Origin of the sequence: uncultured Phyllobacterium sp., assembly GCF_902479695.1 — a bacterium.
Taxonomy (GTDB): domain Bacteria; phylum Pseudomonadota; class Alphaproteobacteria; order Rhizobiales; family Rhizobiaceae; genus Phyllobacterium; species Phyllobacterium calauticae.
In genome coordinates this window covers 157,555-183,094 of the sequence record NZ_CABSQF010000004.1, presented here as the reverse complement: position 1 = coordinate 183,094, position 25,540 = coordinate 157,555, and the positions used below count along the sequence as shown (strand labels likewise).

The window sequence follows — 25,540 nt, the reverse complement described above, 5'->3', positions numbered from 1 at the left end:
ACCATCCTCGGCAACGGGTGCGGCGCCACCTTTGTCCGACTTTGCCTCCAGCTTGTCGGTGATGTGCTTTTCGACTTCGCCCCAGTTGCCGTCAAGCGCCGAAACCAGTTCGCCGTTGCCGGCAATCGGCCAGTTCGGCTTCTCCCAGGACGCGCCCTGCGCGTTCTTGATGACATCGGCCTTGCTGTCATTGAGATTGGCAAAGAATTCCTGCCACTCGGGACCAACCGAACCCGGGTCCTGCTCATACTGCGCATGCAGCTCCTCGATATAGTGAGCATTGCCACCATAGAGAAATGATGTGAGCGCGAAAATGTCGTTGGCCTGTTCTTGACGTGCCATGTGTGTGACCGGAGCACCCGCTCCGTCTCCCTTGATGAGAGCGTCCAGGACATCGTGCCCCGGAACACTCTGGGTTGAGGTTTCCGGCCCTTGCCGGGAAATCCCCCTGAATTGATCAGGGCGAACAGCCGCCCCGATCCGTCTTGGTCTTTGCTGCAGGCGGAAATCCGCCCGCTTGGGTTTTAGCCCTTGAGGACTTCAACCAATGTCTTGCCGAGCTGTGCCGGCGATGGCGACACCCGGATGCCAGCCGCTTCCATGGCTGCGATCTTGTCTTCCGCACCGCCCTTGCCGCCGGAGATAACCGCGCCGGCATGGCCCATGGTGCGTCCGGGAGGAGCCGTACGCCCGGCAATGAAACCGGCCATCGGCTTCTTGCGGCCGCGCTTGGCTTCATCCGCGATGAACTGGGCTGCGTCTTCCTCGGCCGAGCCGCCGATCTCGCCGATCATGATGATCGACTTGGTGGCTTCGTCAGCCAGGAACATTTCCAGGATGTCGATGAACTCGGTGCCCTTTACAGGATCGCCGCCGATACCGACTGCGGTTGTCTGGCCAAGGCCTTCATTCGTTGTCTGGAACACTGCCTCATAGGTAAGTGTGCCGGAGCGCGATACAACACCCACCGAACCCTTCTGGAAGATATTGCCCGGCATGATGCCGATCTTGCATTCTTCCGGGGTAAGGACACCAGGGCAGTTCGGGCCGATCAGGCGTGAGGCGGAACGCTCGAGGCGGGCCTTGACGCGAACCATGTCGATGACCGGAATGCCTTCGGTGATGCAGATGATCAGCGGGATTTCCGCATCGATCGCTTCGATGATGGCTTCGGCAGCACCTGCCGGCGGCACATAGATGACCGAGGCGTTGGCACCGGTGCGATCCTTGCCTTCGGCAACCGACGCAAAGATCGGCAGCTGGGCACCGGCACCGGTCGGCAACTTGCCTTCCCAGGTCTCGCCGCCCTTTTTCGGGTGGATACCACCAACCATCTGGGTACCGTAGTAGGCCAGAGCCTGTTCGGTGTGGAATGTTCCGGTCTTGCCGGTCAGGCCCTGCACGAGAACCTTGGTGTCTTTGTTGACGAGAATGGACATACGAGACCTTTTCTATTGGTGATCGACAGGCACGATGCGGCGGTAAACACCGCTGACAACGTCCTGCCAGATGTCGCTTCCGGCCGGTGCAAATTCCACACGCAACCGGAACCGGTCTTGATCTTCGAATTGATAGCGGCTGCGGGCCCTGCCGCGCGGTGACGACTTTTCCAGAACCAGTTCGTCGCCGGACCAAGTCCCCGTCGCCGGAGCGGGCGGGACAAAGCCGACGGTATCGAACTGATACAGCTTATAGGTGCCGTCATTGACATCGAAGCCGAAAATGTTCCGGGCTTCGAATGTCGTCTGGCCATCGCGAACCTGACGATAGGTCTGGTTCAGAAACAATCCGCCGAGATCGGTCTCGGCGGAAAGATATCCCTTGGCCGCCCCGGCACGTGTCCAGGGCGTCGCCGAAACCTGCTCTTCGCCTTCAAACGAACCCAGAAGGGCCTGAAAGCGTTGATGCTCCGATCGAAGGGGCGATGGGGTGGTCATCGGCGTGCTCTTTAGCCCTTGACTGCCTTGACGATCTTCTGAGCGGCGTCATCGAGATCATCGGCGGAAACGACATTGAGGCCGCTTTCATTGATGATCTTCTTGCCGAGCTCGGCATTGGTGCCTTCAAGACGGACAACCAGCGGAACCTTCAGGCCCACTTCCTTGACCGCGGCAATCACACCCTCGGCAATCACATCGCATTTCATGATGCCGCCGAAAATGTTGATCAGGATGCCTTCAACCGCAGGATCGGCCGTGATGATCTTGAATGCGGCCGTCACCTTCTCCTTGCTGGCGCCGCCGCCAACGTCGAGGAAGTTCGCAGGCTCTGCACCATAGAGCTTGATGATGTCCATCGTTGCCATGGCAAGACCGGCACCATTGACCATGCAGCCGATGTTGCCGTCGAGAGCAACATAAGCAAGGTCATACTTGGAAGCCTCGATTTCCTTGGCGTCTTCTTCCGTGGTGTCACGCAGCTCGACCACGTCAGGATGACGGAACAGCGCATTGCCGTCGAAGGAAACCTTGGCGTCGAGGACGCGCAGACGACCATTGGTCATGACGATCAGCGGGTTGACCTCGAGCAGGCTCATGTCCTTCTCGGTGAAAGCCTTGTACAGGATCGGGAACAGCGATTCACCGTCGGTCCTGGCTTCGCCGGTCAGGCCGTAAGCATCGTTGATCTTCTTTACATCATCTGCGGTCACGCCCTTTTCGGGATCGATCGCCACGGTGATGATCTTTTCCGGTGTGTCGTGCGCGACAGCTTCGATGTCCATGCCGCCTTCCGTGGATACCACGAAAGCCGGACGGCCGACGGTGCGGTCGATGAGGATCGACAGATAGAGCTCGCGATCAATGTCCGCACCGTCTTCGATGTAGAGGCGGTTGACCTGCTTGCCGGCCGGGCCGGTCTGCTTGGTCACGAGCGTGTTGCCGAGCATTTCCTTGGCATTGGCAACAACTTCTTCGACCGACCTGGAAAGGCGGACGCCGCCCTTCGCATCGGGGCCGAGTTCCTTGAACTTGCCCTTGCCGCGGCCGCCCGCATGAATCTGGCTTTTCACCACATAAAGCGGACCGGGCAGCGTCTTCGCCCACTCTTGCGCCTGCTCGACGGAATAGACGGCAACGCCATTGGCAATCGGCGCACCGAAGGAGTGGAGCAGGCGCTTGGCCTGATATTCGTGAATATTCATCAGTTAACTTCCTCTACGAAAAATCCGGTGCTTGCACGGGATCGTTTCAGAACGTTCAGGCCGAATTACTTGAGGTTCGGCGCGATGGCGATGCAGGCTTCGCAAAGACCGGCGACAGAGGCCACCGAGTTTTCGAACGCCTTTTCTTCGGTCTTGTTGAGATCGATTTCGATGATGCGTTCGACGCCGCCGGCACCGATGATGACAGGCACGCCGACATACATGTCCTTGACGCCGTACTGGCCGGAGAGGTGCGCTGCGACAGGCAGGACGCGCTTCTTGTCCTTGAGGAAGGCTTCAGCCATCTGGATCGCCGAAGACGCCGGGGCATAGAAGGCCGAACCGGTCTTCAGCAGGCCAACGATCTCAGCACCGCCGTCACGGGTGCGCTGAATGATCTGGTCGAGCTTTTCCTGGCTGGTCCAGCCCATCTTGACGAGGTCCGGCAGCGGAATGCCGGCAACGGTCGAGTAGCGGGCAAGCGGCACCATCGAATCGCCATGGCCGCCGAGAACGAAGGCGGTGACATCTTCCACCGAAACCTTGAATTCATCAGCGAGGAAATAGCGGAAGCGGGCGCTGTCGAGAACGCCGGCCATGCCGACGACCATGTTCTTCGGCAGGCCGGAGAATTTCTGCAATGCCCAGACCATCGCGTCGAGCGGGTTGGTGATGCAGATTACGAAGGCGTTAGGCGCATACTTCTTGATGCCCGCGCCAACCTGTTCCATGACCTTGAGGTTGATGCCGAGCAGATCGTCACGGCTCATGCCGGGCTTGCGCGGTACGCCGGCGGTCACGATGACCACATCCGAACCCTCGATCGCCGAATAATCATTGGCACCGACGAGCTTGGCGTCAAAATCGTCAACCGGTGACGATTGGGCAATATCGAGCCCTTTGCCCTGAGGAATGCCTTCTGCGATGTCGAAGAGCACGATGTCACCGAGCTCCTTGAGCCCGATCAAATGTGCCAATGTGCCACCGATCATGCCTGAACCGATGAGGGCGATTTTGTTACGTGCCATGCTGGTTACTTCCCTGATCTGAAGTCTGGACGGACGCCAAAGGACATCGACGACGTCGGGCAGAGCCCGCGATCATGCGCCTTTGCGTTGGGACGTTCGAATATTCCTCTTTCAAAAATAACTCAACCAAAAATTTTCCCCTCAATAAATTCAATCGTTTAGATTTGATGGGATTTACGTAAACGTCAATTGAATTTAGCTTGGGGAAGGTTTTTCTGGCATTATCTAACATAGGCAACATATCAAAATGATGAAATAAGGGCGACCCGTATCACAGTCATTTGATAGCCATTCAGGCTTCCGAAGATATCGGCATTTCCTGCGCCTGCGCTGCTCCAGCCAGGTACTCCTCGCTCTGCATTTCAAAAAGCCGGGATGCGGTGCGGTCAAATTCGAAAGCTTCGGTACCCCGCTTGGCTTCATAAAGCTTGTCCGGTGAAGCCGCCGCGGAAATCACCACATGCACATGGTGATCGTACAAAATATCGATCAGGATAATGAAACGCTTGGCCTCGTTGCGTCTGGCATAATCGAGAATCGGCACATCATCGATGAAGATAGTCTTGTAGCGCGAAATGATGGCCGCATAGTCCAATGCGCCCAAAGGCTTCGAGCAGAGATCGGCAAAGCCGAAACGCGCGGCATGCCGTGCTGCCCGCGGCACCACCACATTGTGGCCTTTGACTTTGAAATGGTCTTCTGAAACGGCCGCACCTTCGGTTGCCGTATGCCAGGCTTCATCCATTTTCTGCTTTGTACAGTCGGACAAAGGCGCGAGGTAAACCGGCATGCGGTTGAGCTTCTCCAGCCGGTAATCCGTGCGGGCATCCAGATTGACCACATCGACATGGGTCTTGAGCAGGTCGATGAACGGCAGGAACAGCTGGCGGTTGAGACCATCCCGATAGAGATTGTCCGGTTCCACGTTGGATGTGGCAATGAGAACGACACCGCGCTCGAACAATGCCCTGAACAAGCGCGACAGGATCATCGCATCGGCGATATCTGTGACGGTGAACTCATCGAAACACAGAACCCAAGCCTGCTCCGCCAGGGCATCGGCAACGGGCGGGATCGGATCGTCCTGCTTCGTCTCACCGTTCTTGTGCGCTTTGCGATGCGCATTGATGCGCTCGTGCACATCGGCCATGAAATCGAGAAAATGTGCCCGGCGCTTGCGCTTGGCCGGGACAAGCTGATGAAACATGTCCATCAACATGGTCTTGCCGCGCCCGACCTCGCCAAAGATATAGAGACCTTTGATCACTTCATGCCGCGGCGAGCGGCGGCTGAACAGCCAGCCCAGCGCACTGGACTTGGTGGCAAGCCGCTTTGTCGCAAGCTCGCGTATCAGCCGGTCGAAACGATCCGCCAGCTGCTCCTGTGCCGGATCGGCAGCAATATCCCCCGCCTGCACCAGCGAATCGTAGCGCTCGCGCACGGAGGGAAAGACTTTCAGATTATCGTGCGACATGCGGGCTGCAGTCTCCGGATGTGTGCAGCAGCTGAATTCGCGCTGCACACTCCCCTTTCAGGCTTAACGTGACAGGCTCAGATTCTGCCCGCCGGAGGTCTGGCCATCAAAGCGCGAAGACCCTGAAGAGTAAAGCCGGGCAACCGTGCCGCCTGCTGCATCGTAAAGAGTGAGCTGCTTGCCGCTCACGGCCCAGGACGAAAGATTTGCCAGTTCACCCGGGCAACGCAATGGACCGGCGCGATAACCTTGACCGAACTTGGTCTGCGGCGTAGCGATCTTGCAGGACTGACCGGCCAGTGAGGCGTTCCAGACACCGGCAACACTGCCGGCGGTGACGTCAGGAGCGTTTGCCGGCGGAAGCGACGCGACTTGCGTGCCCTGGGAAGCAGGCGCAGCACCGCTACCGGTGGTTGGTGCGGTCGGAAACTGATTGGCTCCGCCGGGTGGCGGCAATTGGCTCTGGGTCACGGATCCGGACGGCGCAGACTGCAAGGGCGCAGGCCGGGGCGTAACGCGGTCCATACCATCATTGTCAAAGCGCGTACTCTGGCAGCCTGCCAGAACCATGCCGACAGCGGCAACGGCCAGCAAATTGACGTTCAAAGTCCCCATAGTCTTACTCTCCATCTACGCATTCAACAGAAAAAATGCGATTCGACTTGGCATTGTTACCCACGATACAAAGGATATCGCGGCGAAATTTCAACCCGCAAGGCGGCAAAACAAGCCTGTTTCCGGCCTGCCGCCGCGGCAGAAGCATCGAAAACTCCCTGAACTGGCAATATCGCCACACTATCCAGAGCTGTTCCCGTTTGGCTGGAAGCCATAACCTTGCGCAAGTCAACCATTTTAAGGTGAATAAAGTCTTATGATGGCGATACGCGGTAATGACGGAAATGTGTGAGGCGCCCCATTGAAGTCCGTCAACGGCAAGGATATTTCTTGAGCATGACACTCATAAATAAAACACCTCAACGAATTCGCCACGAAACCCGCCTGCGCCTCCTCGATGTGCAGGACGTCAAACATCTGACACCACGCATGGTGCGCGTCACCCTTGCCGGCGACCAGCTGGAAGGTTTTGTCAGCGCCGGTTATGGCGATCACATCAAGATTTTCTTTCCGCCTGCCGGAAGCGGGCCGATTGTTCCCGTTCTCGGCCCCGATGGCATCAGTTTTCCGGAAGACACGCCGCGTCCGGAAATGCGGGACTACACACCGCGCAACTATCATGCAGCGTCCAACACCCTTGATGTCGATTTCGTGCTGCATGGCGATGGCCCCGCATCCACATGGGCAGCACAGGCTAAGCCCGGTCAGCAGATTGTCATTGGCGGACCACGCGGCTCGATGATCATTCCCGATGCCTATGACTGGTATTTTCTGGCTGGCGATGAAACGGCCCTCCCCGCCATCGGGCGCCGCCTCGAAGAACTGCCGGCCACGGCCCGCGTCGTCGCGGTAATCGAGGTTGAGGACAAAGCCGAAGAACAGGAGCTCAAGTCCAGCGCCAAGGCCGGGATTGTCTGGGTTCACCGCAACGGTGCGGAAGCCGGCAACAATGGCCTGTTGCTGCGAACGATTGAAAGCCTGACGTTACCAGAGGGTGATTGCTACGCTTTCATCGCTTGCGAAAGTAGCATATCCAAATCCATCCGAACCCATCTGGTCGAGCAGCGCGGCTTCAATGGCGAATGGGTGAAAGCGGCCGGTTACTGGTTGCGCGGCGTGGCGGACGCGCACGAGCCCCATTGACATCATCTTTGCGTTGCCGGGCTGACGGCGCTGGGGTAGGGTTTACGCCCTCCCCATAAGGATCAAGAACATGTCTCAGCCGCAAAACACGCGTATCGTCCTCGCATCCAGACCGCAAGGACCGGTAAAGCCAGACAATTTCCGGGTCGAAACCGTACCGGTTTCCGTACCTGGCGACGGTGAGATTCTGCTCAAAATTCTGTTTCTGTCGCTCGATCCCTATATGCGCGGCCGCATGGACGATGCTGAGTCCTATGCTACCCCGGTTGCCGTTGACGCGGTCATGGAAGGCGGAACCGTTGCGGAGGTAATCGAGAGCAAACATCCCGGCTACAAGCCCGGTGATATCGTTCTCTCCCATTCTGGCTGGCAGAGCTATGCCCTCTCCGATGGCGCCGGTCTGCGCAAGCTCGATCCGAATGCCGCGCCGCTGTCAACGGCTGTCGGCATTCTCGGCATGCCGGGTTTTACCGCCTATGCGGGACTCCTGACCATCGGCCAGCCCAAGCCGGGCGAAACCGTCGTCGTTGCCGCCGCCAGCGGGCCGGTGGGATCGACGGTCGGCCAAATCGCCCGAATCAAGGGCGCACGGGCTGTCGGCATTGCCGGCGGCGCAGACAAATGTGCATTCGTCCGCGACGAACTGGGGTTCGATGTTGCGATTGACCACCGCGCACCCGATTTTGCCGAACAGCTGCAACAGGCCTGTCCGTCCGGTATCGATGTTTACTTTGAAAATGTCGGCGGCGCGGTCTGGGACGCAGTTTTCCCGCTGCTCAACACCTTCGCGCGTGTGCCGGTCTGCGGCCTGATCGCACAATATGACGGTCTCGATCTTTCCGGCAAGGATCGCCTGCCGGCGCTCATGCGCGACATCCTGAAGAAGAGCCTGAGCGTGCGCGGCTTCATCCAGCGTGAATTCATCGATCAGCGTCCGGTCTTCCTTGAAACCATGAGCGGCTGGTTGCGTACCGGCGAAGTCAAGTACCGCGAGGATATTGTCGATGGGCTCGCCAACGCTCCGGAAGCTTTCATGGGGCTGCTGAAAGGGCATAATTTCGGCAAGCTGGTGATCCGGGTCGCCTGACGCCGGATAGGATTGAATGCCGGTGACACAGCTTTGATACGGCTGGCACTGGCAATTCTTCACCTTTTCCGCCATATAAGCCCTCTATCGACATCGGAATGACTATACAGGCTGACAGAAGCATGGCAGTGCGCGCGCAATTTGCAAAGATGAACGGGCTTGGCAACGAGATAATCGTTGCCGACATGCGCGGCCGTGCGGATCATGTTGCGCCGGGGGCGGCCGTTGCGCTCAATGGCGATCCAGCCACCAAGTTCGATCAGATCATGGCAATCCATACGCCGCGCACCCAGGGTACGGAAGCCTATATCGAGATCATCAACTCCGACGGCACTCAGGCACAGGCCTGCGGCAACGGCATGCGCTGTGTCGTGCAGGCTCTTGCTGCCGAAACCGGCAAACGGGAATTCACCTTCGAAACCATCGCCGGAATATTGACCGCCCATGAACATGCCAACGGCATGATTTCCGTCGATATGGGCAAGCCGCGTTTCGGCTGGCAGGAAATCCCACTGGCTGAAGCCTTCCACGACACACGCCAGATCGAGTTGCAGATCGGACCGATTGATGCGCCTGTCCTGCACTCCCCCTCCGTCGCGAGCATGGGCAACCCACACGCGATCTTCTGGGTCGAGCAGGATGTCTGGACCTACGATCTCGAGCGCTTTGGCCCGCTGCTTGAAAATCACCCGATTTTCCCCGAACGCGCCAACATTTCGATTGCCCACGTGACCAGCCGCAATGCCATGACCCTGCGCACCTGGGAGCGCGGCGCCGGGCTGACCCGGGCCTGCGGTTCGGCCGCCTGCGCAGCGGCCGTGTCCGGTGCCCGCACGGGCCGCACCGAACGAACCGTGACGGTGACCGTTCCCGGTGGTCCGCTGGTGATTGAATGGCTGGACAATGATCATGTCATGATGACCGGACCCGCCGAATGGGAATTTTCCGGCTCGTTTGATCCGCAGACCGGTCAATGGCAGCGGGATGAGACAACGCCATCGCAGGGAGCCGCCTGATGGCTGTGGATGTCGTCACGTTTGGTTGCCGCCTCAACACCTACGAATCGGAGGTGATGAAGCGCGAGGCCGACGCTGCCGGGCTCGGCACACTGGAAAACGGTGCGATTATCTTCAATACCTGTGCCGTGACCAGCGAGGCCGTGCGGCAGGCGCGGCAGGCAATCCGCAAGGCACGCCGCGACAATCCGCAGGCCCGCATCATTGTCACCGGCTGCGCCGCCCAGACCGGGGCTGACGAATTTGCCGCCATGGATGAGGTTGATCTCGTTCTCGGCAACGAGGAAAAACTGAAATCCAATTCGTACCGCATGCTGCCCGATTTCGGTGTCAACCAGTTCGAGAAGGTGCGCGTCAACGACATCATGGAGGTGCGTGAAACCGCATCCCACATGGTCGATGCCATCGAGGGTCGGGCACGGGCCTTTGTACAGGTGCAGAACGGCTGCGATCATCGCTGCACGTTCTGCATCATCCCCTATGGCCGCGGCAATTCCCGCTCCGTACCAATGGGCGGCGTGATCGAACAGGTCAAACGGCTCGTTGGCAACGGCTATAACGAAGTGGTCCTCACCGGCGTCGACATGACCAGCTATGGACCCGATCTGCCGGGCTCCTTGCGCCTCGGCAAGCTCGTCAAGACCGTTCTCGGCCAAGTGCCCGATCTGAAGCGTCTGCGCCTCTCCTCTATTGATTCCATCGAAGCGGATGATGATCTGATGGAGGCACTGGCGACGGAAAGCCGGCTGATGCCGCACCTGCATCTGTCGCTGCAGTCGGGCGACAACATGATCCTGAAGCGGATGAAACGCCGCCATCTGCGCGAGAACTCCATCGAGTTCTGCGAAAACGTCCGTAAGATCCGCCCCGATATTGTGTTCGGTGCCGATATCATTGCCGGCTTCCCCACCGAGACCGATGAGATGTTTGAAAACTCCATCGGGATTGTCGAGGAATGCGGGCTGACCCATCTGCATGTCTTCCCGTTCAGCCCGCGCGAAGGCACGCCGGCAGCGCGCATGCCGCAGGTGAACCGGCAGATCGTCAAAACCCGCGCTGCCCGGCTGCGGGCGGCGGGTAACGCGGCTTACCGCTCCCATCTCGACCGTCTTGTCGGCACGAACCAGCGCATACTCGTCGAACGCGAGGGCCTTGGCCGCACCGAAGGGTTTACCCTCGTCGGGCTGAACGGCGGGGCACCCGGCGAAATCATTGAACGGCCGATCAGCGGGCATGACGGCGACAGGCTGCTGGCCGCAGACAGCGACCGGCACGCAGCGTAATCACAACGAGCAAAGCAGCATTCATGGCTCTGGGTTTTATCAAAAAGATATTTTCATTCGGCAAGAAGGAAATCGACGAGGTTCCGGCCGAGGTACCTGTCCCCGCGCTCGAGGCGCCCGTTCAACCGACCACCGAACAGGTTTATGAGGACACGACGGCACAGGAAGCCCTACCCGTTCCCGCCGAGGCGGAACCTGTCGAGGCCGAGCTGGTTGAGCCGGTGCCCGCTGAGGCCAAGGCAGTCGCCGCCGAAGAACCCGCGCCTGTTGCGACCGAGTCGGAACCAGCGCCCGTTGCAGAGCTGCCGCAACCGGTCGCGCCCGAACCAGAACCAGTCATAACCCCAGTTATCCGGGAAACGGCATTGGCCAAGCCCGAACCAGTTATCTTACCGGTCGAGGAAGAGCTGCCCATTCCATTCAATGCCTCGGAAGAACCGTTTGAACAGACGCTGGCAGAAGCGCTGACACCGCCCGTGCATGTGCCGGAACCCATTATCGACATGCCTGCACCGGTGGAGCCGGTTGTGGCGCCCAAGCCGGCCTCGTCAAAGGTAACGGTTACCAAGACCGTAGAGGAAAAGAAGGCCGAAGAGCAGGTTATCGCCGAGCCAGAGAAACGCCTTACCTGGTTCGAACGGCTGCGCAAGGGCCTGGCCCGCTCATCCCAGCAGCTGGGTGATTCCATCGGCGGCATCTTTACCCGTCGCAAGCTCGACGAAGACACGCTGCAGGATCTCGAAGATGTGCTGATTCAGGCCGATCTCGGCATGGAAACCGCCATCCGCATTACCGGTTCCCTGAGCGCCACGCGTTACGGCAAGGATATCAGTTCGGAGGAAGTCCGCACCATTATGGCGACTGAGATCGAAAAGGTGCTCGGGCCGGTTGCCAAGCCGCTGGAACTCGACCTTTCGCACAAACCGCATGTCATTCTGGTTGTCGGCGTCAATGGCACCGGCAAGACCACGACCATCGGCAAGCTCGCAGCCAAACTCACTGCCGGCGGTCTCAGCGTCATGCTGGCGGCCGGCGATACATTCCGCGCTGCGGCGATCGAGCAATTGCATATCTGGGGCAAGCGCACCGGCGCACCGGTGGTTTCGTCGAAGCTCGGTGCCGATGCGGCCGGGCTTGCCTATGATGCCTGGAAACAGGCAAAGGAGGCCGGAAGCGACGTCCTGATCATCGATACAGCCGGACGCCTGCAGAACCGGACCGAGCTGATGGACGAGCTTGCCAAGATTGTCCGCGTCCTCGGCAAGAACGATCCCGATGCTCCGCATACCGTGCTGCAGACACTGGATGCCACCACCGGCCAGAATGCCCTCAATCAGGTCGAGATTTTCAAGAATGTCGCCGGCGTCAACGGTCTCGTCATGACCAAGCTCGACGGCACGGCACGCGGCGGCATCCTCGTTGCCATTTCAGCCAGGCACAAATTGCCGGTCTATTTCATCGGCGTGGGCGAGCAGATCGATGATCTCGAGCCCTTTGCCGCCAAAGATTTTGCCAAAGCCATCGCGGGAGTTGCATGATGGACCAATCCGTATTTGAACGGGATCCATCCGATCCCAAGCGCAAGGAAGTTACACCGCTTCTGAAGCTGGTGCTGGAACTTGGACCGTTGATGGTCTTCTTCTTCGCCAATTCCCGCGGCGAATGGCTGATCGAGCGCTTTCCCGTGCTGGCGAACATTGGCGGGCCGATTTTCATCGCCACCGCGCTGTTCATGGTCGCAACCGTACTGGCGCTGGCCGTGTCGTGGATATTGATCCGCAGCCTGCCGATCATGCCGCTGGTTTCAGGCATCGTGGTTCTGGTGTTTGGTTCGCTGACACTTTGGCTGCACGACGAAAATTTCATCAAGATAAAGCCGACCATCATCAATGCCCTGTTCGGGGTGATCCTGCTGGGCGGCCTCTACTTCGGCAAATCGCTTCTAGGCTATGTTTTCGACAGCGCCTTTAAGCTCAATGCCGAGGGCTGGCGCAAGCTCACGCTGCGCTGGGGCATATTCTTCCTGTTCCTGGCCGTGTTGAACGAGGTAGTCTGGCGCAGCTTCTCGACGGATTTCTGGGTTGCTTTCAAGGTCTGGGGCACCATGCCCATCACCTTGCTTTTCACCTTCGCGCAAATGCCGCTGGTGATGAAACATTCGCTTGAACCCTTGGCCGGCAAAGGTACGCAAGGCAAGGAAAAATAGCCGCTCTAAGGCTTCAGCGCCTTTTCGACAGCAGGCATCAGATCATCGCGGATCGATGCCTCGCTGAAAGGTCCGACGTGCTTGTAGAGAATGGTGCCGTCGCGACCGACAAGGAAAGTTTCCGGCACGCCATAGACGCCCCATTCGATCCCGGCCCGGCCGCTCGCATCAACACCGATCATGTCGAACGGATTGCCAAGCTCACCCAGGAATTTCAGCGCGTTTTCGTCCTTGTCCTTGTAGTTGAGACCGGCGATGCGAAACCGCTTGTCCTTGGCGAGCTGCATCAGCAGCGGATGTTCCGCACGGCATGGCACACACCACGAGCCGAAGACGTTGACCAGTGTCAGCTGGCCCTTGAAGGCGGCGGGTTCCATACCCGGAACCGGTTGCCCGCCCTTGGTCAACCCTGCCAGAGGCGGAAGGGTCAGGTTCGGGGCGGGCTTACCGATCAATGCCGAGGGGATGACACTTTCGTCCCGCCCGAGCGCCAGCTGAAAGGCAAAGATACCGGCCAGAACCACAAAGAGCAGCAGGGGCAGGAACGCAAACAGCGAGAAGCGCCGGTGTGGAGCCTGTCCTTTGATATCCGGTCCGCTCACGATGCGTTATCCGTTCGCGCCTCAGAGCGGCGGCGTACGCCACGGGTTTCCAGCTCCTGCAGCGCGAGACGCTGCGTGCGCTGATCGATCAGTATCCAGCCGACGAGCGCCACGAGGACAGCTATGGACACGCCGTAGGACGCGAGGACAAAAGCCGTATGGGTCATGATTACACTCCCCTCCGTTCCGCACTGCGTGCCGCGATACGGCGCATGGCGACAACCCGCCTGCGCCAGATCTCATTGCGCATGGCCATGATGTGCAGGGTGAAGAACAGGAGCGTGAAGCCAACGGCCATCACCAGAAGCGGCCAGAGCAATGAAGGATGAATGGTGGGTCCTCCCATGCGGATAACCGATGCGGGCTGATGCAGTGTATTCCACCAGTCGACGGAGAACTTGATGATCGGAATGTTGATAAAACCGACCAGCGTCAGGATGGCCGTCGCCTTGGAGGATTTTGCCGCATCGTCCATCGCCCGGGTCAGCGCAATGATGCCGAGATACATCAGGAACAGCACGAAAACCGAAGTCAGCCGTGCGTCCCACACCCACCAGGTGCCCCACATGGGTTTGCCCCACAACGAGCCGGTAATGAGCGCGAGAGCCGTGAAAGCAGCGCCAATGGGCGCTGCTGCCTTGGCGGAGACATCCGCCAGCGGGTGACGCCAGACCAACGTTCCGATGGCTGAAATGCTCATGACCGTGTAGCACATCATCGACAGCCATGCGAAAGGCACATGGATGAACATGATCTTGACGGTCGAACCCTGCTGATAGTCATCGGGCGCCTGGAAGGACATCCACAATCCGGCAGCCAGAACCAGCAATGTGATCCCGACAAGCCATGGCAGCACGATCCCGGCAAAGTTGATGAACCGGGTTGGGTTGGCCAGATCGATCCAGCGTCCGGCTTTTGAAACAGCTTCAGTCATGGCGATTTCTTAGCTTCCCGGGCTCTGTTTCGCAATTCACCATCACATGATCCTCCCAAGCCCGAAAGGATCGTGCGTCGCGCGGCGCATGTCAATCAGCCGACGATTTCAACGCTGCGGCGGCTGCCAGCGGTCCAATGACCGCAAAGAACAGTGTAATTGCAACGAGAATAAGAAAGGGCGCGACAAAAGGCGCGGGGTCTTCCACTGCCCCGTAGGCTGCCGACACGCCGAAGATCAGCACGGGAATGGTCAAAGGCAGGATGATCACCGACACGAGCAGGCCGCCGCGCGGCAGTGCGACGGCAACCGCGGCGCCGACGGCGCCGATCAGCGTGATAGCCGGTGTGCCGACGAGCAGGGTCAGGGTTGTGGCGCCGATGGCTGCGGGCTCCATGTTCATGAACAGGCCGAGCAAAGGGGAAGCTATGACCAGAGGCAGCACACACGTGCTCCAATGCGCCAGGCATTTCACCAGTACGGTCAATGCCAATATGTGCCGGTCCGAAGCCATGATTAGCAGATCGAGAGATCCGTCGTCGCGGTCGGCCTGAAACAGCCGGTCGAGACCGAGCAGCGTCGCCAGAAGGGCGCCGATCCACAGCATCGCAGGTCCGATTCGCGCAAGGAGCTTCAAATCCGGCCCGACACCGAACGGCACGACGGCGATAACGGCGAGAAAGAACAATATCCCGATCAGCACGCCTCCACCGGCACGCAGACCCAATCGGGTGTCGCGGAGAAACAGCGAAAGCATCAGAAACCGCCCCTCCCCATCACGAGTTCCTGAGCCCCGTCCAATCCCAGCGGCAGATGGGTTGCGGCGACGACAATACCGCCGCCGGAAAGATGCGCATGCATGACGCCGGCAAACTGATCCTCCGATCCTTTGTCGAGGCCCGCTGTCGGTTCATCCAGAAGCCAGACCGGGCGATGGCTGATCAGGAGCCGCGCGATGCTGGCACGCCGTTTTTGCCCAGTGGAGAGATAGCCGAACGGCAGATGGCCGATATCGCCGAGCTGCACGCGGTCCAGCGCTTCACCAACGGTATGGTTCCCGATGCCGCTGAACGACTGCCAGAAGCGCAGATTCTCTTCGACGCTCAGGACGGGTTTCATGGCATTGAGGTGACCGAGATAATGGCAGGCCGAAACAAGCCCGTCGAAACCCGATGGCGCATCGTCAAGCCGGATACGGCCTTCGGCTTTGTCCAGAAGTCCGGCGATGATTCGCAGGAGCGTTGATTTCCCGGCCCCGTTCGGCCCCGTAATCATCAGCGCCTCTCCACCCGCGACGGCAAAGTTCAGCCCGGAAAACAAAATCTCCCCGCCCCGCTCCCCTGCCAGATTTTCGGCGACTAACCGCATGAAGTTCCCGCTCTTGTTAACCCCGACGTGCCGCCCGGAATGACCCATGTGCATTTCGACGCAGTCTCAAATTTTGACGAATGTCGGTCTGGCACAGATCGATGAAAATCTCTATATAGCAGTCAACCATGCCAGCGGTCGGCATGGAAACCATTTTTGGCCGATCTTCAATACGGGCGCCTTTTCGGACCTGTAGCGGGACGGACAGCGGAAATGACTGCACCCGCACCTTAGCGCGTCCTTGAAACGCGGCAAAGGCGTTCGTCCCGGGTGAGGCCAGTAGCATAAGGACGACGCAACATGTCTCAAATCGACAGTTTCAAATGCCGTAAAACCCTATCCGTAGGGGATAAGGAATATGTCTATTACAGCTTGACCGAAGCTGAGAAAAACGGCCTGGAAGGCATTTCCAAGCTCCCCTTCTCCATGAAAGTCCTCCTCGAAAACCTGCTTCGCTTTGAAGACAATCGTTCGGTTTTCAAGAAGGACATCGAAAACGTCGCCAAATGGCTTGTCGATCGCGGCAGTGCCGGCGCTGAAATCGCCTATCGCCCGGCCCGCGTTCTCATGCAGGACTTTACTGGCGTTCCTGCGGTTGTGGACCTTGCAGCAATGCGCGATGCCATGGTCAACCTTGGTGGCGACCCGGAAAAGATCAATCCGCTCGTCCCGGTTGATCTGGTTATCGATCACTCGGTGATTGTTGACGAGTTCGGCAATCCGCAGGCTTTCAAGCGCAATGTTGATCTCGAATACGAGCGCAATGGCGAACGTTACCGCTTCCTGAAGTGGGGCCAGCAGGCATTCAAGAATTTCCGCGTTGTTCCTCCGGGCACTGGCATCTGCCATCAGGTCAACCTTGAATATCTGGCCCAGGCAGTCTGGACCAAGGAAGAAGACGGCGTCACCGTCGCCTACCCCGATACTTGCGTTGGCACTGATTCGCACACGACCATGGTCAACGGCCTTGGCGTTTTGGGCTGGGGCGTTGGCGGCATCGAAGCGGAAGCGTCCATGCTGGGTCAGCCGGTTTCCATGCTCTTGCCTGAAGTCATCGGCTTCCGCCTGACCGGCAAGGTCAAGGAAGGCGTCACGGCAACCGATCTCGTGCTCACCGTGGTTCAGATGCTGCGCAAGAAGGGCGTCGTCGGCAAGTTCGTCGAGTTCTTCGGCCCCGGCCTCGAGAGCATGACGCTGGCTGATCGTGCCACCATCGGCAATATGGGTCCGGAATACGGCGCCACCTGCGGCTTCTTCCCGATCGACCGCGAAACCATCAACTACATGCATATGTCCGGCCGCGACGAAGAGCGTCTGGCACTGGTCGAAGCCTATTCGAAGGCGCAGGGCATGTGGCGCGAACCCGGCTCGGCCGATCCTGTTTTCACCGACACGCTGGAACTCGATCTCGGAACCGTGGTGCCGTCCATGGCCGGCCCGAAGCGTCCGGAAGGCCGTATCGCCCTCGAGGGCATTGCCTCCGGTTTCCATGAATCGCTGCAGAAGGAATACAAGAAGACCACGCAGCTTGATGCCCGTTATCCGGTTGAAGGCGAAGACTATGATCTCGGCCATGGCGATGTTGCCATTGCGGCGATCACCTCCTGCACCAACACCTCGAACCCGAGTGTGCTGATTGCAGCCGGCCTCCTCGCCCGCAACGCCGCTGCCAAGGGTTTGAAGTCCAAGCCCTGGGTGAAGACGTCACTGGCGCCCGGCTCACAGGTTGTTGCCGCCTATCTTGAAAATGCCGGCCTGCAGGTTGAGCTCGACAAGCTCGGCTTCAATCTGGTCGGTTTCGGCTGCACCACCTGCATCGGCAATTCCGGCCCGCTGCCTGCACCGATCTCCAAGACCATCAATGACAAGGGTCTGATCGCTGCAGCCGTGCTTTCCGGCAACCGCAACTTTGAAGGCCGCGTTTCGCCGGACGTCCAGGCGAACTACCTGGCTTCTCCGCCGCTGGTTGTTGCCTATGCCCTGGCTGGATCGGTCACCAAGGACCTGACAACCGAGCCGCTTGGCGAAGATCAGGACGGCAACCCGGTGTTCCTCAAGGATATCTGGCCGTCTTCGCACGAGATCCAGGAGTTCATCACCAAGAACGTCACCCGCAAGCTGTTCGCATCCAAATATGCGGATGTGTTCAAGGGCGACCAGAACTGGCAGGACGTCAAGGTGCCGGCTGGCCAGACCTACGCATGGGACGACAACTCGACCTATGTGCAGAACCCGCCCTACTTTGTCGGCATGGGCAAGACACCCGGCATCGTCAACGATATCAAGGGTGCGCGTATCCTTGGTCTCTTCGGCGACAAGATCACCACCGACCACATCTCTCCGGCCGGTTCGATTAAGGCAGCCTCGCCTGCCGGCAAATACCTGACCGATCACGGTGTGGCACCCCTGGACTTCAACCAGTACGGCACGCGTCGCGGCAACCATGAAGTGATGATGCGCGGCACGTTCGCCAACATCCGCATCCGCAACCACATGCTTGGCGAAAATGGCCGCGAAGGCGGGTACACGATCCATTACCCCTCGAAAGAGGAAATGCCGATCTATGATGCCGCCATGCAGTACCGCAGCGAGAATGTCCCGCTGGTCATCTTTGCCGGTATCGAATACGGCAATGGTTCATCGCGTGACTGGGCTGCCAAGGGCACGAACCTTCTCGGCGTTCGCGCTGTGATTTCCCAGTCTTTCGAGCGTATCCATCGTTCGAATCTCGTGGGAATGGGCATCGTCCCCTTCGTGCTGGAAGAGGGCACGAGCTGGCAGTCGCTTGGCCTGAAGGGCGACGAGTCAGTTTCCATCGACGGTCTTGCCACAATCCAGCCGCGCCAGAAAACCCATGCCACGGTGACGTTCGCCGACGGTACGGTCAAGCAGGTACCGCTGATCTGCCGTATCGATACAATCGATGAGCTGGAATACCTCAAGAACGGCGGCATCCTGCAGTACGTGCTGCGCGATCTCGCCGCTTAAAGCAGCGAAAAGTTCTGAAATCGGAGACCGCCGGTTGCCCGGCGGTCTTTTTTTCGCGATTTCGCCAATAATTATATGGTTTTGCCTGTAAACGTGATCGAATTCACCTCAAAGTGACTTCCTCTTGATAAAACGCATCCCTATCAATTGTCTGGCAATCACTCTCATACAAGATCAAAGAAAAATTCGGGAAGAAAGCTCGTACCCTTGACCCTGCGCCCTCTGCTCAAAGCCATTCTGATCGCCTGCCCGCTCCTTGTAGCGGCGGGGTTCACGTGGCCGGTTTATGCCGGGAGCATCGGCACGAAACCGGATGGCGTCGTTGAGCTTTATACCTCGCAAGGCTGCGGCTCATGCCCACCTGCCGATGCCGTCCTCAAACAGCTGGTCGCGGAAGGGAAAGTCGTCGCACTGGCCTTCCATGTTGACTATTGGGATTATCGCGGGTGGGTGGACAATCTTGCCCTGCCCGAAAATACCGCGCGGCAGAATGCCTATCGCAAGGCACTTGGACTGACAGGTGTTTACACACCGCAGGCAATCCTCAATGGTCGCGAGCATGTAAACGGTCAGGACGGCGGTAAAATCCGGCGCCGAATCGATGAGATGCGCAATAGTGATTCTGGCCTGACAATTCCCGTATCGATCGAAAAAACCTCCCCGGATCGCCTGGTCATCAATATTGGTGAGGGGCCTGCCGCAAAAAATCCTGTGCGCGTTCTTCTTGCCTATTTCAATAAGGAAACCATTGTTTCCATACCCGATGGCGAGAACGGCGGGCGCAATGTCAGCTACGCCAACAGCGTCCGCGCGATGGAAACGGTTGGCATGTGGGATGGCAAATCCCAGAAGATCGAAATTCCGCTGACCGAAATCGCCAGCAAGAAGGCTTCCGGCTGCGCTGTCCTGTTGCAGGAAATGCTTGGTGAAGGCAAACCGGGGCCTATCATCGGCGCCTCGATCATGACAAAGCCCTGATTTTAAAGAGCATTTCTGCTGACAAGAAAAAAGGCTGGTAAAACCAGCCTGAAGTCTTGGGGCTTGTTGCCATTGAGAGACTGAATGGTTCGGCCAGAACAGCCCGTTTGGGCGGGGGGCTTGGGGTATCGGACCGCTCAAGACCGAACCGTCTCAGACAACGAGCTGAAGGTGGGTCTGAAATCCGGCGGCAATGCGAGTGCAACATGGCGAAACTGTGGCCAGACATCACCAATGGAAACAGGGCGTATTCCTTTGTGAAAGGCACAGTAGCAGCGACATTTTTGCGTTCAATTGCGCGCGCCCTGACACTTACAGGCTTGTAAATGCGGGCGGAACAGGTCACCCTTCTGTCATCCAGTTGTCATACGGCAAATCTAAGGGCGGATTGATTGATGGACAGCAATGCAGGTGGCGACGAATCGCAACAGCAGGCGAAACTCATTTCACTCTCCGGCGCACGTGATCTCCCCGTTACATTCAATCGGCGGGAACTTGATCAAATCCTCAGAATATACGGCTTCATGGTTTCAGCAGGCGAATGGCGCGATTATGCCATTGACCACCTGAATGACCGGGCTGTGTTTTCTGTGTTTCGCCGAACCAGTGAAGTGCCGATGTTCCGGATCGAGAAAAATCCGCGGCTGGCCCGCAAGCAAGGCGCCTATAGCGTGATTGCCGCGAGCGGTCTTATTCTTAAGCGCGGCACGGAGCTCGACAGGGTACTCAGGATCTTCGACAAATCGCTGCGGGTTGTGCGGAGCTAGAGCTGCTCAGCCTCTCAAAGGGGCCGGCCCCGGGAGGGTCGTGGTCCCGCCATTCATATCAAGCTGCATGAGAACCGTATCCAGCCAGCGGCCGTGCTTGAAACCCGATCCTTCAATGGTGCCGCAATGCCTGAAACCACAACTGGTATGCAGGCGCACCGACGCTGACGCAGCGTGACCATCACCGATAACAGCGATGAACTGGCGAAATCCAAGCGCTGTGCAATCGATGATCAAGCGTTGAAGCAGGGCTTTACCCATGCCTTTGCCCTTGGCTTGCGGCGCAATGTAGATCGAATCCTCGACACTCCACCAATAGGCCGGGCGGGTACGGAAATAACTGGCATAGGCGTAGCCGCTCACGATGCCGTCCATCTCTGCCACGCTGTAGGGGAAACCATCACTGGTGATCGTATGGAACCGCTTGGTCATCTCCGTCAGCGCGGGCGGCTCGATCTCGTAGGTGGCCGTACCATGCAGAACCGCATCGCGATAGATTGCGGTGATAGCGGGCAGGTCAGCGGGCTGTGCCGGGCGGATATGAATGCTGGTCATGACCGCAATCGATCGCAAAAATACCGGATGAATGCAATGCCGCCAAGAAAAAGGGCAGCGTTTCCGCTGCCCTTTTTCACTCGTTCATAACGTCCAGGATCAGTTGCGGTTGCCGAGGAACTGCAACAGGAACATGAACATGTTGATGAAGTCGAGATAGAGGCGCAGCGCACCCATGATCGCCTTGCGGCCATAGGTGTCCGAGCTGTCACCTTCATAGTACATTTCCTTGATGCTCTGGGTGTCATAGGCCGTCAGACCTGCAAAGACCAGAACGCCGATCGCAGAGATTGCAAACTGCAAAGCACTGGACTGCAGGAAGATGTTGACCAAACCGGCAAGGAGAATGCCGATCAGACCCATGAACAGGAACGAACCCATTCCGGAGAGATCGCGCTTCGTCGTGTAGCCGTAGAGCGACAGCGCACCAAAGGATGCAGCGGTGATGAAGAATGTCTGCACGATGCTTCCCGACGTATAGACAAGGAAGATCGATGACAGAGAAACACCGACGAGCGCAGCATAAACCCAGAAGGTTGTCTGGGCCGCCGAAACGCTCATTTTCTCAATGCGGAAGCTCAAGAAGAACACCGCTGCGAGCGGTGCGAGCATAACAACCCAACGCAGGGGCGAGCCGTAAAGCGCCACGCCAAGGCTGGTCAGCATCTTGCCATTCGGCAATTGATGCGCGGCAAGTGATGCGTCATTGGTGGTTGCGAGATAAACAATTGCAAGCGCGGCAAGACCGGTCACTGCGAGACCGATCCCCATCAGATTGTAGACCTTCAGCATGTAGCTGCGTAGACCTTGATCGATCCCCGCGTCCACACGCACTCCGGCCGATGTACGGGCCTGGATGTTGCGATAGTCAGCCATGGTTTTCCTCATTGCTTCGTCCCGTCGGGTGTCGGGGGTTATTCCCAGGCGCCGCTGGCGGGACCCCAGCATGCCTTGCGGTGAATTATGGGGATTCAGCAGGGCGATAACAAGACCTGTTTTACTCAAGATCGCGTGTTTGGACGGCAAATGCGGGCAAAACGCTCGCATATTACGCTTTTTTAACGATTTCAGAGGTTTCGCAGGATTGGAGCCGCCTTTTGACCAAGGATTCTCCAGGTTCCCGCTAGGCCAAATCCGACGGTCAGAACCAGCGCCAGGACCAGCGTGGAAACCGCCACTTCCGGCTGGAATGATGCAGGCAGCTTCATCACCCGCACAACCACATACCAGGCCGCCAATCCGCCCGCCAGGAGCGCGAAAGTCGCTGTCGCCAGCCCCAGGATGACATATTCGTAGCTGAACGCCTTGATCAGAGTGCGCCGCGTGGCGCCAAGGGTTTTCAGCACCACCGCGTCATGCACGCGGGCGCGGTTGCCGGCCGCAAGCGCGCCGCCGAGCACAAGGATGGAGGCGATCAGAGCCACCGACGCCGCGGCGCGGATCGCAACCGCCAGCTGTCCGACCAGCTCATTGGCAATGCTAATGGCATCCTTCACCCGCACGGACGTGACGGCGGGAAAAGCCCGGGTCACATCACGCATGACCGTGGCCTCTTCCTGTGTTGTCGCAGAGGGATCGGTGAGCGTGGCAAGCCAGGCATGCGGGGCACCGGCAAAAGCATTGGGCGAGAACACCATGACGAAATTGATCGCAAGCGATTCCCACTCCACCTGCCGGAAGTTGGCAATGCGCGCCGTGATGTTGCGGCCGAGCGCATTGACGGTGACCGTATCGCCAAGCTTGAGGCCAAGGTTACGCGCCTCCTCGGCCGAGAAGGATACCAGCGGCTCGCCGGTGTAACCTTCGGGCCACCAGGTACCCGCTGTCAGCACCGAGTTTTCCGGTATCTTCTTGGCGTAGGTAATACCGCGATCCCCACGCAACACCCATGCCCCTTCCGGCGGTATGGTCAGCTTGCCGACATCCGTGCCGTTGAAGGCAACGATGCGGCCGCGCAGCATTGGCGCGCTGACAATCTTGCCTTGCGGCGCAGCCTTCTGCAGAAGGCTGGTGAACTGGTCGACCTGCGTACTCTGGATATCGACAAAGAAAAAGTTCGGTGCCCGTTCCGGCAAGTTGCCGGCGAGCTGCTGGCGCAAGCTGCCATCGATCAGCGCCAGCGTCACCAGCAGTGTCAGTCCCAATCCGAGCGACAGGACGACCGACGGCGTCAACGCGCCGGGCCGGTGAATATTGCCGATGGCAAGGCGAAGCGCCGTGGAGCGAACCCGGGGCGCACGCCGCGCCAGCCATTGCACAAGGCTGGAGACAGCGCGTAGCACAAGGAACGAAAAAGCGACCGCACCGATGAACGTGACGGCAATACGCCGGTCATAGGCGAACACCACCGCCAGGACGCAAAGCGTGGCGACAAGAACAGCCGCCACCGCGATATAGACAGGTTTTGGCCAGCCGCGCTGATCAAAACCCTGTTCGCGGAACAAGGCCGTCGCCGGAATATCGCGTGCCCGGCCCAGGGGCAGGATGGCAAACGCCAATGTGGTCAACAGGCCGAACAGTGCGGCCCACGCCAGTGCGCCCGGATAAAAGCCGCCCTTGGCCGCAATGGGCAGCACGCTCTGCAAGGCGTAGCCTGCGACATAGGGAATGATTGCAGCCAGGATCAAGCCAGCGGCGATACCGAGCAGGGCAATCAGCACGATCTGAATGAGATAGACGGCGATGACAAACCAGCCCGGCGCACCCAGCGACTTGAACGTGGCAATGACACCGCGTTTTGCGTCGAGATAAGCCCGGACCGCATTGGCCACGCCGACACCGCCGACGATCAGTGCCGTCAACCCGACCAATGTCAGGAACTGCGAGAACCGCTCGACATTGGCACTCAGCGACGGAGCAGCATTGGAGCGGCTGCGGATGGTCCAGCCGGCCTGCGGGAATTTTTCCTGCGCTTCATTGCGAATGCTTGCAATATCTGCCTCGCTGGCACCTGCCGGCAGGGCAATCTTGTAGCTGTGTTCGACCAGACTGCCCGGTTGAACCAGGCCCGCGGCGCGCAATCCGTCAAGCGAGACAAGAAAACGCGGCGCAAACCCAAAACCGTCCGACAATACATCCGGCTCGTTGTCGATCACCGCCCGCAATTCAAATGTCGCTGAGCCAAGCAAGACCCGGTCACCGAGCTTCAGATTGAGCCGGTCGAGAAAAATCTGGGCAACGGCAGCGCCAAATGCACCATCCTTTTCGCCAAAGAGAGCGCCCTTATCCAGCTTCGGCGCGGTATCTAGCGATACGTAAAGCGGATAGGCATTGTCGACGGCTTTCACCTCCACCAGAGACTGATCGGAACCATCGGCCAGCCGGGCCATGGAACGCATGTTGGCAGCGACCGCGACACGGCCTTTGCTTTCAACAAAGGCACGTTCTTCCGCATTGACCTCGCGCTGATTGAGCTGAAAGCGGATATCTCCGCCAAGTATGCCCTGCCCTTGCGTGGAAATGCCCGATGTGACCGAATTGGCCACCGAATTGACGCCGCCAATCGCGGCTACGCCAAGTGCAATGCAGGCAAGAAAAATATAGAACCCCGACAGGCCATTGCGCATTTCGCGCAATGCGAAACGCAGGGCCAGCTTGAGCGACGGCGATGCAGCGGAACCGTTGACACTCATGCGGTTTTCTTCAGTTGCGGGGCGTCTTCATCCGCCTCGATCAGTCCTGAACGGACTTTGATCTCGCGATCGCAGCGGGCCGAAAGCGCCGGATCATGGGTGACCAGCACCAGGGTGAGACCGAGATCCTTCTGTTTCTGGAAGAGCAGATCGGCGATCTGCCGGCCGGTCGTCGTATCAAGATTGCCGGTTGGCTCATCGGCAATCAGGATTTTCGGTGATGGCGCAAGGGCGCGGGCGATGGCCACGCGCTGCTGTTCGCCGCCGGACAGTTCGCCGGGATAGTGGGTGACACGGTCTGCCAGGCCGACCGCGGCCAGCTCACGCCGAGCGATCTCAAAAGCGTCGGGATGCCCCGCCAGCTCCAACGGAACAGCGACATTTTCCAGCGCGGTCATGTTGGGAATGAGGTGGAAGGACTGAAAAACGATCCCGATGTTCTTGCCGCGAAAGGCTGCCGTTGCATCCTCGCTCATCGTCTCCAGTTTTTGCCCGGCAATCTCGACTGAGCCGGAATCGATCCGCTCAAGTCCGGCCAGCACCATCAGCAAGGTCGACTTTCCCGAGCCCGAAGGCCCGACGATGCCCACCGATTGCCCGCCGACGATGGCAAGGGATATGCCCTTGAGCACATGCACCGAGGAAGCACCCGTCCCGAGAGTCAACTCAATGTGATCGAGTGTGATGACAGATTTAGTCACGAATGCAGATCCTTTACGCTA

24 protein-coding genes and 1 pseudogene are annotated in these 25,540 nt (G+C 58.7%); 9 read left to right on the top strand and 16 right to left on the bottom strand.

Annotation, left to right across the window (positions count from 1 at the left end; genetic code table 11):
- The 7 genes and pseudogenes from sucA to RDL77_RS04445 all read right to left on the bottom strand — a co-directional run.
- A pseudogene (gene sucA / locus RDL77_RS04475) lies at positions 1-342 on the bottom strand (2-oxoglutarate dehydrogenase E1 component); the annotation flags it as partial.
- Positions 343-524: 182 nt separating this feature from the next.
- On the bottom strand, positions 525-1,439 hold the full coding sequence (gene sucD, locus RDL77_RS04470; RefSeq protein ID WP_105734202.1) for a succinate--CoA ligase subunit alpha: 915 nt from the start codon (positions 1,437-1,439) through the stop codon (positions 525-527).
- 12 nt (positions 1,440-1,451) lie between these two features.
- Positions 1,452-1,937, bottom strand: coding sequence for a DUF1579 family protein (locus RDL77_RS04465; protein ID WP_288191939.1), 486 nt, complete (start codon positions 1,935-1,937; stop codon positions 1,452-1,454).
- An 11-nt stretch (positions 1,938-1,948) separates the two neighbouring features.
- Positions 1,949-3,142, bottom strand: coding sequence for an ADP-forming succinate--CoA ligase subunit beta (gene sucC, locus RDL77_RS04460; RefSeq protein WP_288191938.1), 1,194 nt, complete (start codon positions 3,140-3,142; stop codon positions 1,949-1,951).
- Between the two features lie 65 nt (positions 3,143-3,207).
- The gene (mdh, locus tag RDL77_RS04455; RefSeq protein ID WP_130271272.1) at positions 3,208-4,170 is read right to left on the bottom strand and encodes a malate dehydrogenase; all 963 of its coding nucleotides are present in this window, start codon (positions 4,168-4,170) and stop codon (positions 3,208-3,210) included.
- 292 nt (positions 4,171-4,462) lie between these two features.
- Positions 4,463-5,644 (bottom strand): cell division protein ZapE, encoded by a 1,182-nt coding sequence (gene zapE / locus RDL77_RS04450; protein ID WP_288191937.1) that lies wholly within the window; start codon positions 5,642-5,644, stop codon positions 4,463-4,465.
- Between the two features lie 63 nt (positions 5,645-5,707).
- Positions 5,708-6,259, bottom strand: a complete 552-nt coding sequence (locus RDL77_RS04445) for a protease inhibitor Inh/omp19 family protein (RefSeq protein WP_223614133.1) — start codon at positions 6,257-6,259, stop codon at positions 5,708-5,710.
- Between the two features lie 336 nt (positions 6,260-6,595).
- Between RDL77_RS04445 and RDL77_RS04440 the strand changes: the two genes are divergently transcribed.
- From RDL77_RS04440 to RDL77_RS04415, 6 genes are all read left to right on the top strand, one after another.
- Entirely contained in the window at positions 6,596-7,402 is an 807-nt protein-coding gene (locus RDL77_RS04440; RefSeq protein WP_288191936.1) for a siderophore-interacting protein, read from the top strand.
- 70 nt (positions 7,403-7,472) lie between these two features.
- Entirely contained in the window at positions 7,473-8,489 is a 1,017-nt protein-coding gene (locus tag RDL77_RS04435) for an NADP-dependent oxidoreductase (protein WP_288191935.1), read from the top strand.
- Positions 8,490-8,611: 122 nt separating this feature from the next.
- The gene (dapF, locus tag RDL77_RS04430; RefSeq protein ID WP_288191954.1) at positions 8,612-9,505 is read left to right on the top strand and encodes a diaminopimelate epimerase; all 894 of its coding nucleotides are present in this window, start codon (positions 8,612-8,614) and stop codon (positions 9,503-9,505) included.
- Positions 9,505-10,788, top strand: coding sequence for a tRNA (N(6)-L-threonylcarbamoyladenosine(37)-C(2))-methylthiotransferase MtaB (gene mtaB / locus RDL77_RS04425; RefSeq protein ID WP_288191934.1), 1,284 nt, complete (start codon positions 9,505-9,507; stop codon positions 10,786-10,788). The genes dapF and mtaB overlap by 1 nt, the downstream gene beginning before the upstream one ends.
- Before the next feature lie 23 nt (positions 10,789-10,811).
- On the top strand, positions 10,812-12,326 hold the full coding sequence (gene ftsY, locus RDL77_RS04420) for a signal recognition particle-docking protein FtsY (protein WP_288191933.1): 1,515 nt from the start codon (positions 10,812-10,814) through the stop codon (positions 12,324-12,326).
- Complete coding sequence (locus tag RDL77_RS04415; protein ID WP_223613901.1) at positions 12,326-12,994, top strand: septation protein A; 669 nt, start codon at positions 12,326-12,328, stop codon at positions 12,992-12,994. Before ftsY ends, RDL77_RS04415 begins: the two co-directional genes overlap by 1 nt.
- A gap of 5 nt (positions 12,995-12,999) precedes the next feature.
- Here the strand turns inward: RDL77_RS04415 and RDL77_RS04410 are convergent, their stop codons facing one another.
- From RDL77_RS04410 to ccmA, 5 genes are all read right to left on the bottom strand, one after another.
- Positions 13,000-13,596: a DsbE family thiol:disulfide interchange protein gene (locus RDL77_RS04410; RefSeq protein WP_223613902.1), complete on the bottom strand. Its 597-nt coding sequence runs from the start codon at positions 13,594-13,596 to the stop codon at positions 13,000-13,002.
- Complete coding sequence (ccmD, locus tag RDL77_RS04405; protein ID WP_130271284.1) at positions 13,593-13,763, bottom strand: heme exporter protein CcmD; 171 nt, start codon at positions 13,761-13,763, stop codon at positions 13,593-13,595. Before ccmD ends, RDL77_RS04410 begins: the two co-directional genes overlap by 4 nt.
- Before the next feature lie 2 nt (positions 13,764-13,765).
- Positions 13,766-14,530, bottom strand: coding sequence for a heme ABC transporter permease (locus RDL77_RS04400; RefSeq protein ID WP_223613903.1), 765 nt, complete (start codon positions 14,528-14,530; stop codon positions 13,766-13,768).
- Between the two features lie 91 nt (positions 14,531-14,621).
- Entirely contained in the window at positions 14,622-15,287 is a 666-nt protein-coding gene (gene ccmB, locus RDL77_RS04395) for a heme exporter protein CcmB (protein ID WP_288191932.1), read from the bottom strand.
- Positions 15,287-15,898, bottom strand: coding sequence for a heme ABC exporter ATP-binding protein CcmA (gene ccmA / locus RDL77_RS04390; RefSeq protein WP_288191931.1), 612 nt, complete (start codon positions 15,896-15,898; stop codon positions 15,287-15,289). Before ccmA ends, ccmB begins: the two co-directional genes overlap by 1 nt.
- 300 nt (positions 15,899-16,198) lie before the next feature.
- Here ccmA and acnA point away from each other — a divergent pair, with 300 nt between their 5' ends.
- The 3 genes from acnA to RDL77_RS04375 all read left to right on the top strand — a co-directional run bounded on the left by acnA (position 16,199) and on the right by RDL77_RS04375 (position 20,631).
- Positions 16,199-18,886, top strand: coding sequence for an aconitate hydratase AcnA (gene acnA / locus RDL77_RS04385; RefSeq protein WP_288191930.1), 2,688 nt, complete (start codon positions 16,199-16,201; stop codon positions 18,884-18,886).
- A gap of 207 nt (positions 18,887-19,093) precedes the next feature.
- A complete protein-coding gene (locus RDL77_RS04380) occupies positions 19,094-19,864 on the top strand; it encodes a thioredoxin family protein (protein WP_288191929.1) in 771 nt (256 codons plus the stop codon).
- A gap of 395 nt (positions 19,865-20,259) precedes the next feature.
- Positions 20,260-20,631: a DUF2794 domain-containing protein gene (locus tag RDL77_RS04375; protein WP_223613908.1), complete on the top strand. Its 372-nt coding sequence runs from the start codon at positions 20,260-20,262 to the stop codon at positions 20,629-20,631.
- 6 nt (positions 20,632-20,637) lie between these two features.
- On the opposite strand, the gene RDL77_RS04370 is transcribed toward RDL77_RS04375, so the two are convergent.
- From RDL77_RS04370 to RDL77_RS04355, 4 genes are all read right to left on the bottom strand, one after another.
- Positions 20,638-21,186 (bottom strand): GNAT family N-acetyltransferase, encoded by a 549-nt coding sequence (locus RDL77_RS04370; RefSeq protein WP_288191927.1) that lies wholly within the window; start codon positions 21,184-21,186, stop codon positions 20,638-20,640.
- Between the two features lie 99 nt (positions 21,187-21,285).
- Entirely contained in the window at positions 21,286-22,062 is a 777-nt protein-coding gene (locus tag RDL77_RS04365) for a Bax inhibitor-1/YccA family protein (RefSeq protein ID WP_288191926.1), read from the bottom strand.
- A gap of 191 nt (positions 22,063-22,253) precedes the next feature.
- On the bottom strand, positions 22,254-24,818 hold the full coding sequence (locus RDL77_RS04360; protein ID WP_288191925.1) for an ABC transporter permease: 2,565 nt from the start codon (positions 24,816-24,818) through the stop codon (positions 22,254-22,256).
- Entirely contained in the window at positions 24,815-25,519 is a 705-nt protein-coding gene (locus tag RDL77_RS04355) for an ABC transporter ATP-binding protein (RefSeq protein ID WP_223613912.1), read from the bottom strand. Before RDL77_RS04355 ends, RDL77_RS04360 begins: the two co-directional genes overlap by 4 nt.
- Positions 25,520-25,540: the final 21 nt, after the last annotated feature.

Excerpts from the sequence above, each read along its gene's own strand:
- sucD (WP_105734202.1), bottom strand. The coding sequence starts at position 1,439 with ATGTCCATTCTCGTCAACAAAGACACCAAGGTTCTCGTGCAGGGCCTG.
- RDL77_RS04465 (WP_288191939.1), bottom strand. The coding sequence starts at position 1,937 with ATGACCACCCCATCGCCCCTTCGATCGGAGCATCAACGCTTTCAGGCC.
- sucC (WP_288191938.1), bottom strand. The coding sequence starts at position 3,142 with ATGAATATTCACGAATATCAGGCCAAGCGCCTGCTCCACTCCTTCGGT.
- mdh (WP_130271272.1), bottom strand. The coding sequence starts at position 4,170 with ATGGCACGTAACAAAATCGCCCTCATCGGTTCAGGCATGATCGGTGGC.
- zapE (WP_288191937.1), bottom strand. The coding sequence starts at position 5,644 with ATGTCGCACGATAATCTGAAAGTCTTTCCCTCCGTGCGCGAGCGCTAC.
- RDL77_RS04445 (WP_223614133.1), bottom strand. The coding sequence starts at position 6,259 with ATGGGGACTTTGAACGTCAATTTGCTGGCCGTTGCCGCTGTCGGCATG.
- RDL77_RS04440 (WP_288191936.1), top strand. The coding sequence starts at position 6,596 with ATGACACTCATAAATAAAACACCTCAACGAATTCGCCACGAAACCCGC.
- RDL77_RS04435 (WP_288191935.1), top strand. The coding sequence starts at position 7,473 with ATGTCTCAGCCGCAAAACACGCGTATCGTCCTCGCATCCAGACCGCAA.
- dapF (WP_288191954.1), top strand. The coding sequence starts at position 8,612 with ATGGCAGTGCGCGCGCAATTTGCAAAGATGAACGGGCTTGGCAACGAG.
- mtaB (WP_288191934.1), top strand. The coding sequence starts at position 9,505 with ATGGCTGTGGATGTCGTCACGTTTGGTTGCCGCCTCAACACCTACGAA.
- ftsY (WP_288191933.1), top strand. The coding sequence starts at position 10,812 with ATGGCTCTGGGTTTTATCAAAAAGATATTTTCATTCGGCAAGAAGGAA.
- RDL77_RS04415 (WP_223613901.1), top strand. The coding sequence starts at position 12,326 with ATGGACCAATCCGTATTTGAACGGGATCCATCCGATCCCAAGCGCAAG.
- ccmD (WP_130271284.1), bottom strand. The coding sequence starts at position 13,763 with ATGACCCATACGGCTTTTGTCCTCGCGTCCTACGGCGTGTCCATAGCT.
- RDL77_RS04400 (WP_223613903.1), bottom strand. The coding sequence starts at position 14,530 with ATGACTGAAGCTGTTTCAAAAGCCGGACGCTGGATCGATCTGGCCAAC.
- ccmB (WP_288191932.1), bottom strand. The coding sequence starts at position 15,287 with ATGCTTTCGCTGTTTCTCCGCGACACCCGATTGGGTCTGCGTGCCGGT.
- ccmA (WP_288191931.1), bottom strand. The coding sequence starts at position 15,898 with ATGCGGTTAGTCGCCGAAAATCTGGCAGGGGAGCGGGGCGGGGAGATT.
- acnA (WP_288191930.1), top strand. The coding sequence starts at position 16,199 with ATGTCTCAAATCGACAGTTTCAAATGCCGTAAAACCCTATCCGTAGGG.
- RDL77_RS04375 (WP_223613908.1), top strand. The coding sequence starts at position 20,260 with ATGGACAGCAATGCAGGTGGCGACGAATCGCAACAGCAGGCGAAACTC.
- RDL77_RS04370 (WP_288191927.1), bottom strand. The coding sequence starts at position 21,186 with ATGACCAGCATTCATATCCGCCCGGCACAGCCCGCTGACCTGCCCGCT.
- RDL77_RS04365 (WP_288191926.1), bottom strand. The coding sequence starts at position 22,062 with ATGGCTGACTATCGCAACATCCAGGCCCGTACATCGGCCGGAGTGCGT.
- RDL77_RS04360 (WP_288191925.1), bottom strand. The coding sequence starts at position 24,818 with ATGAGTGTCAACGGTTCCGCTGCATCGCCGTCGCTCAAGCTGGCCCTG.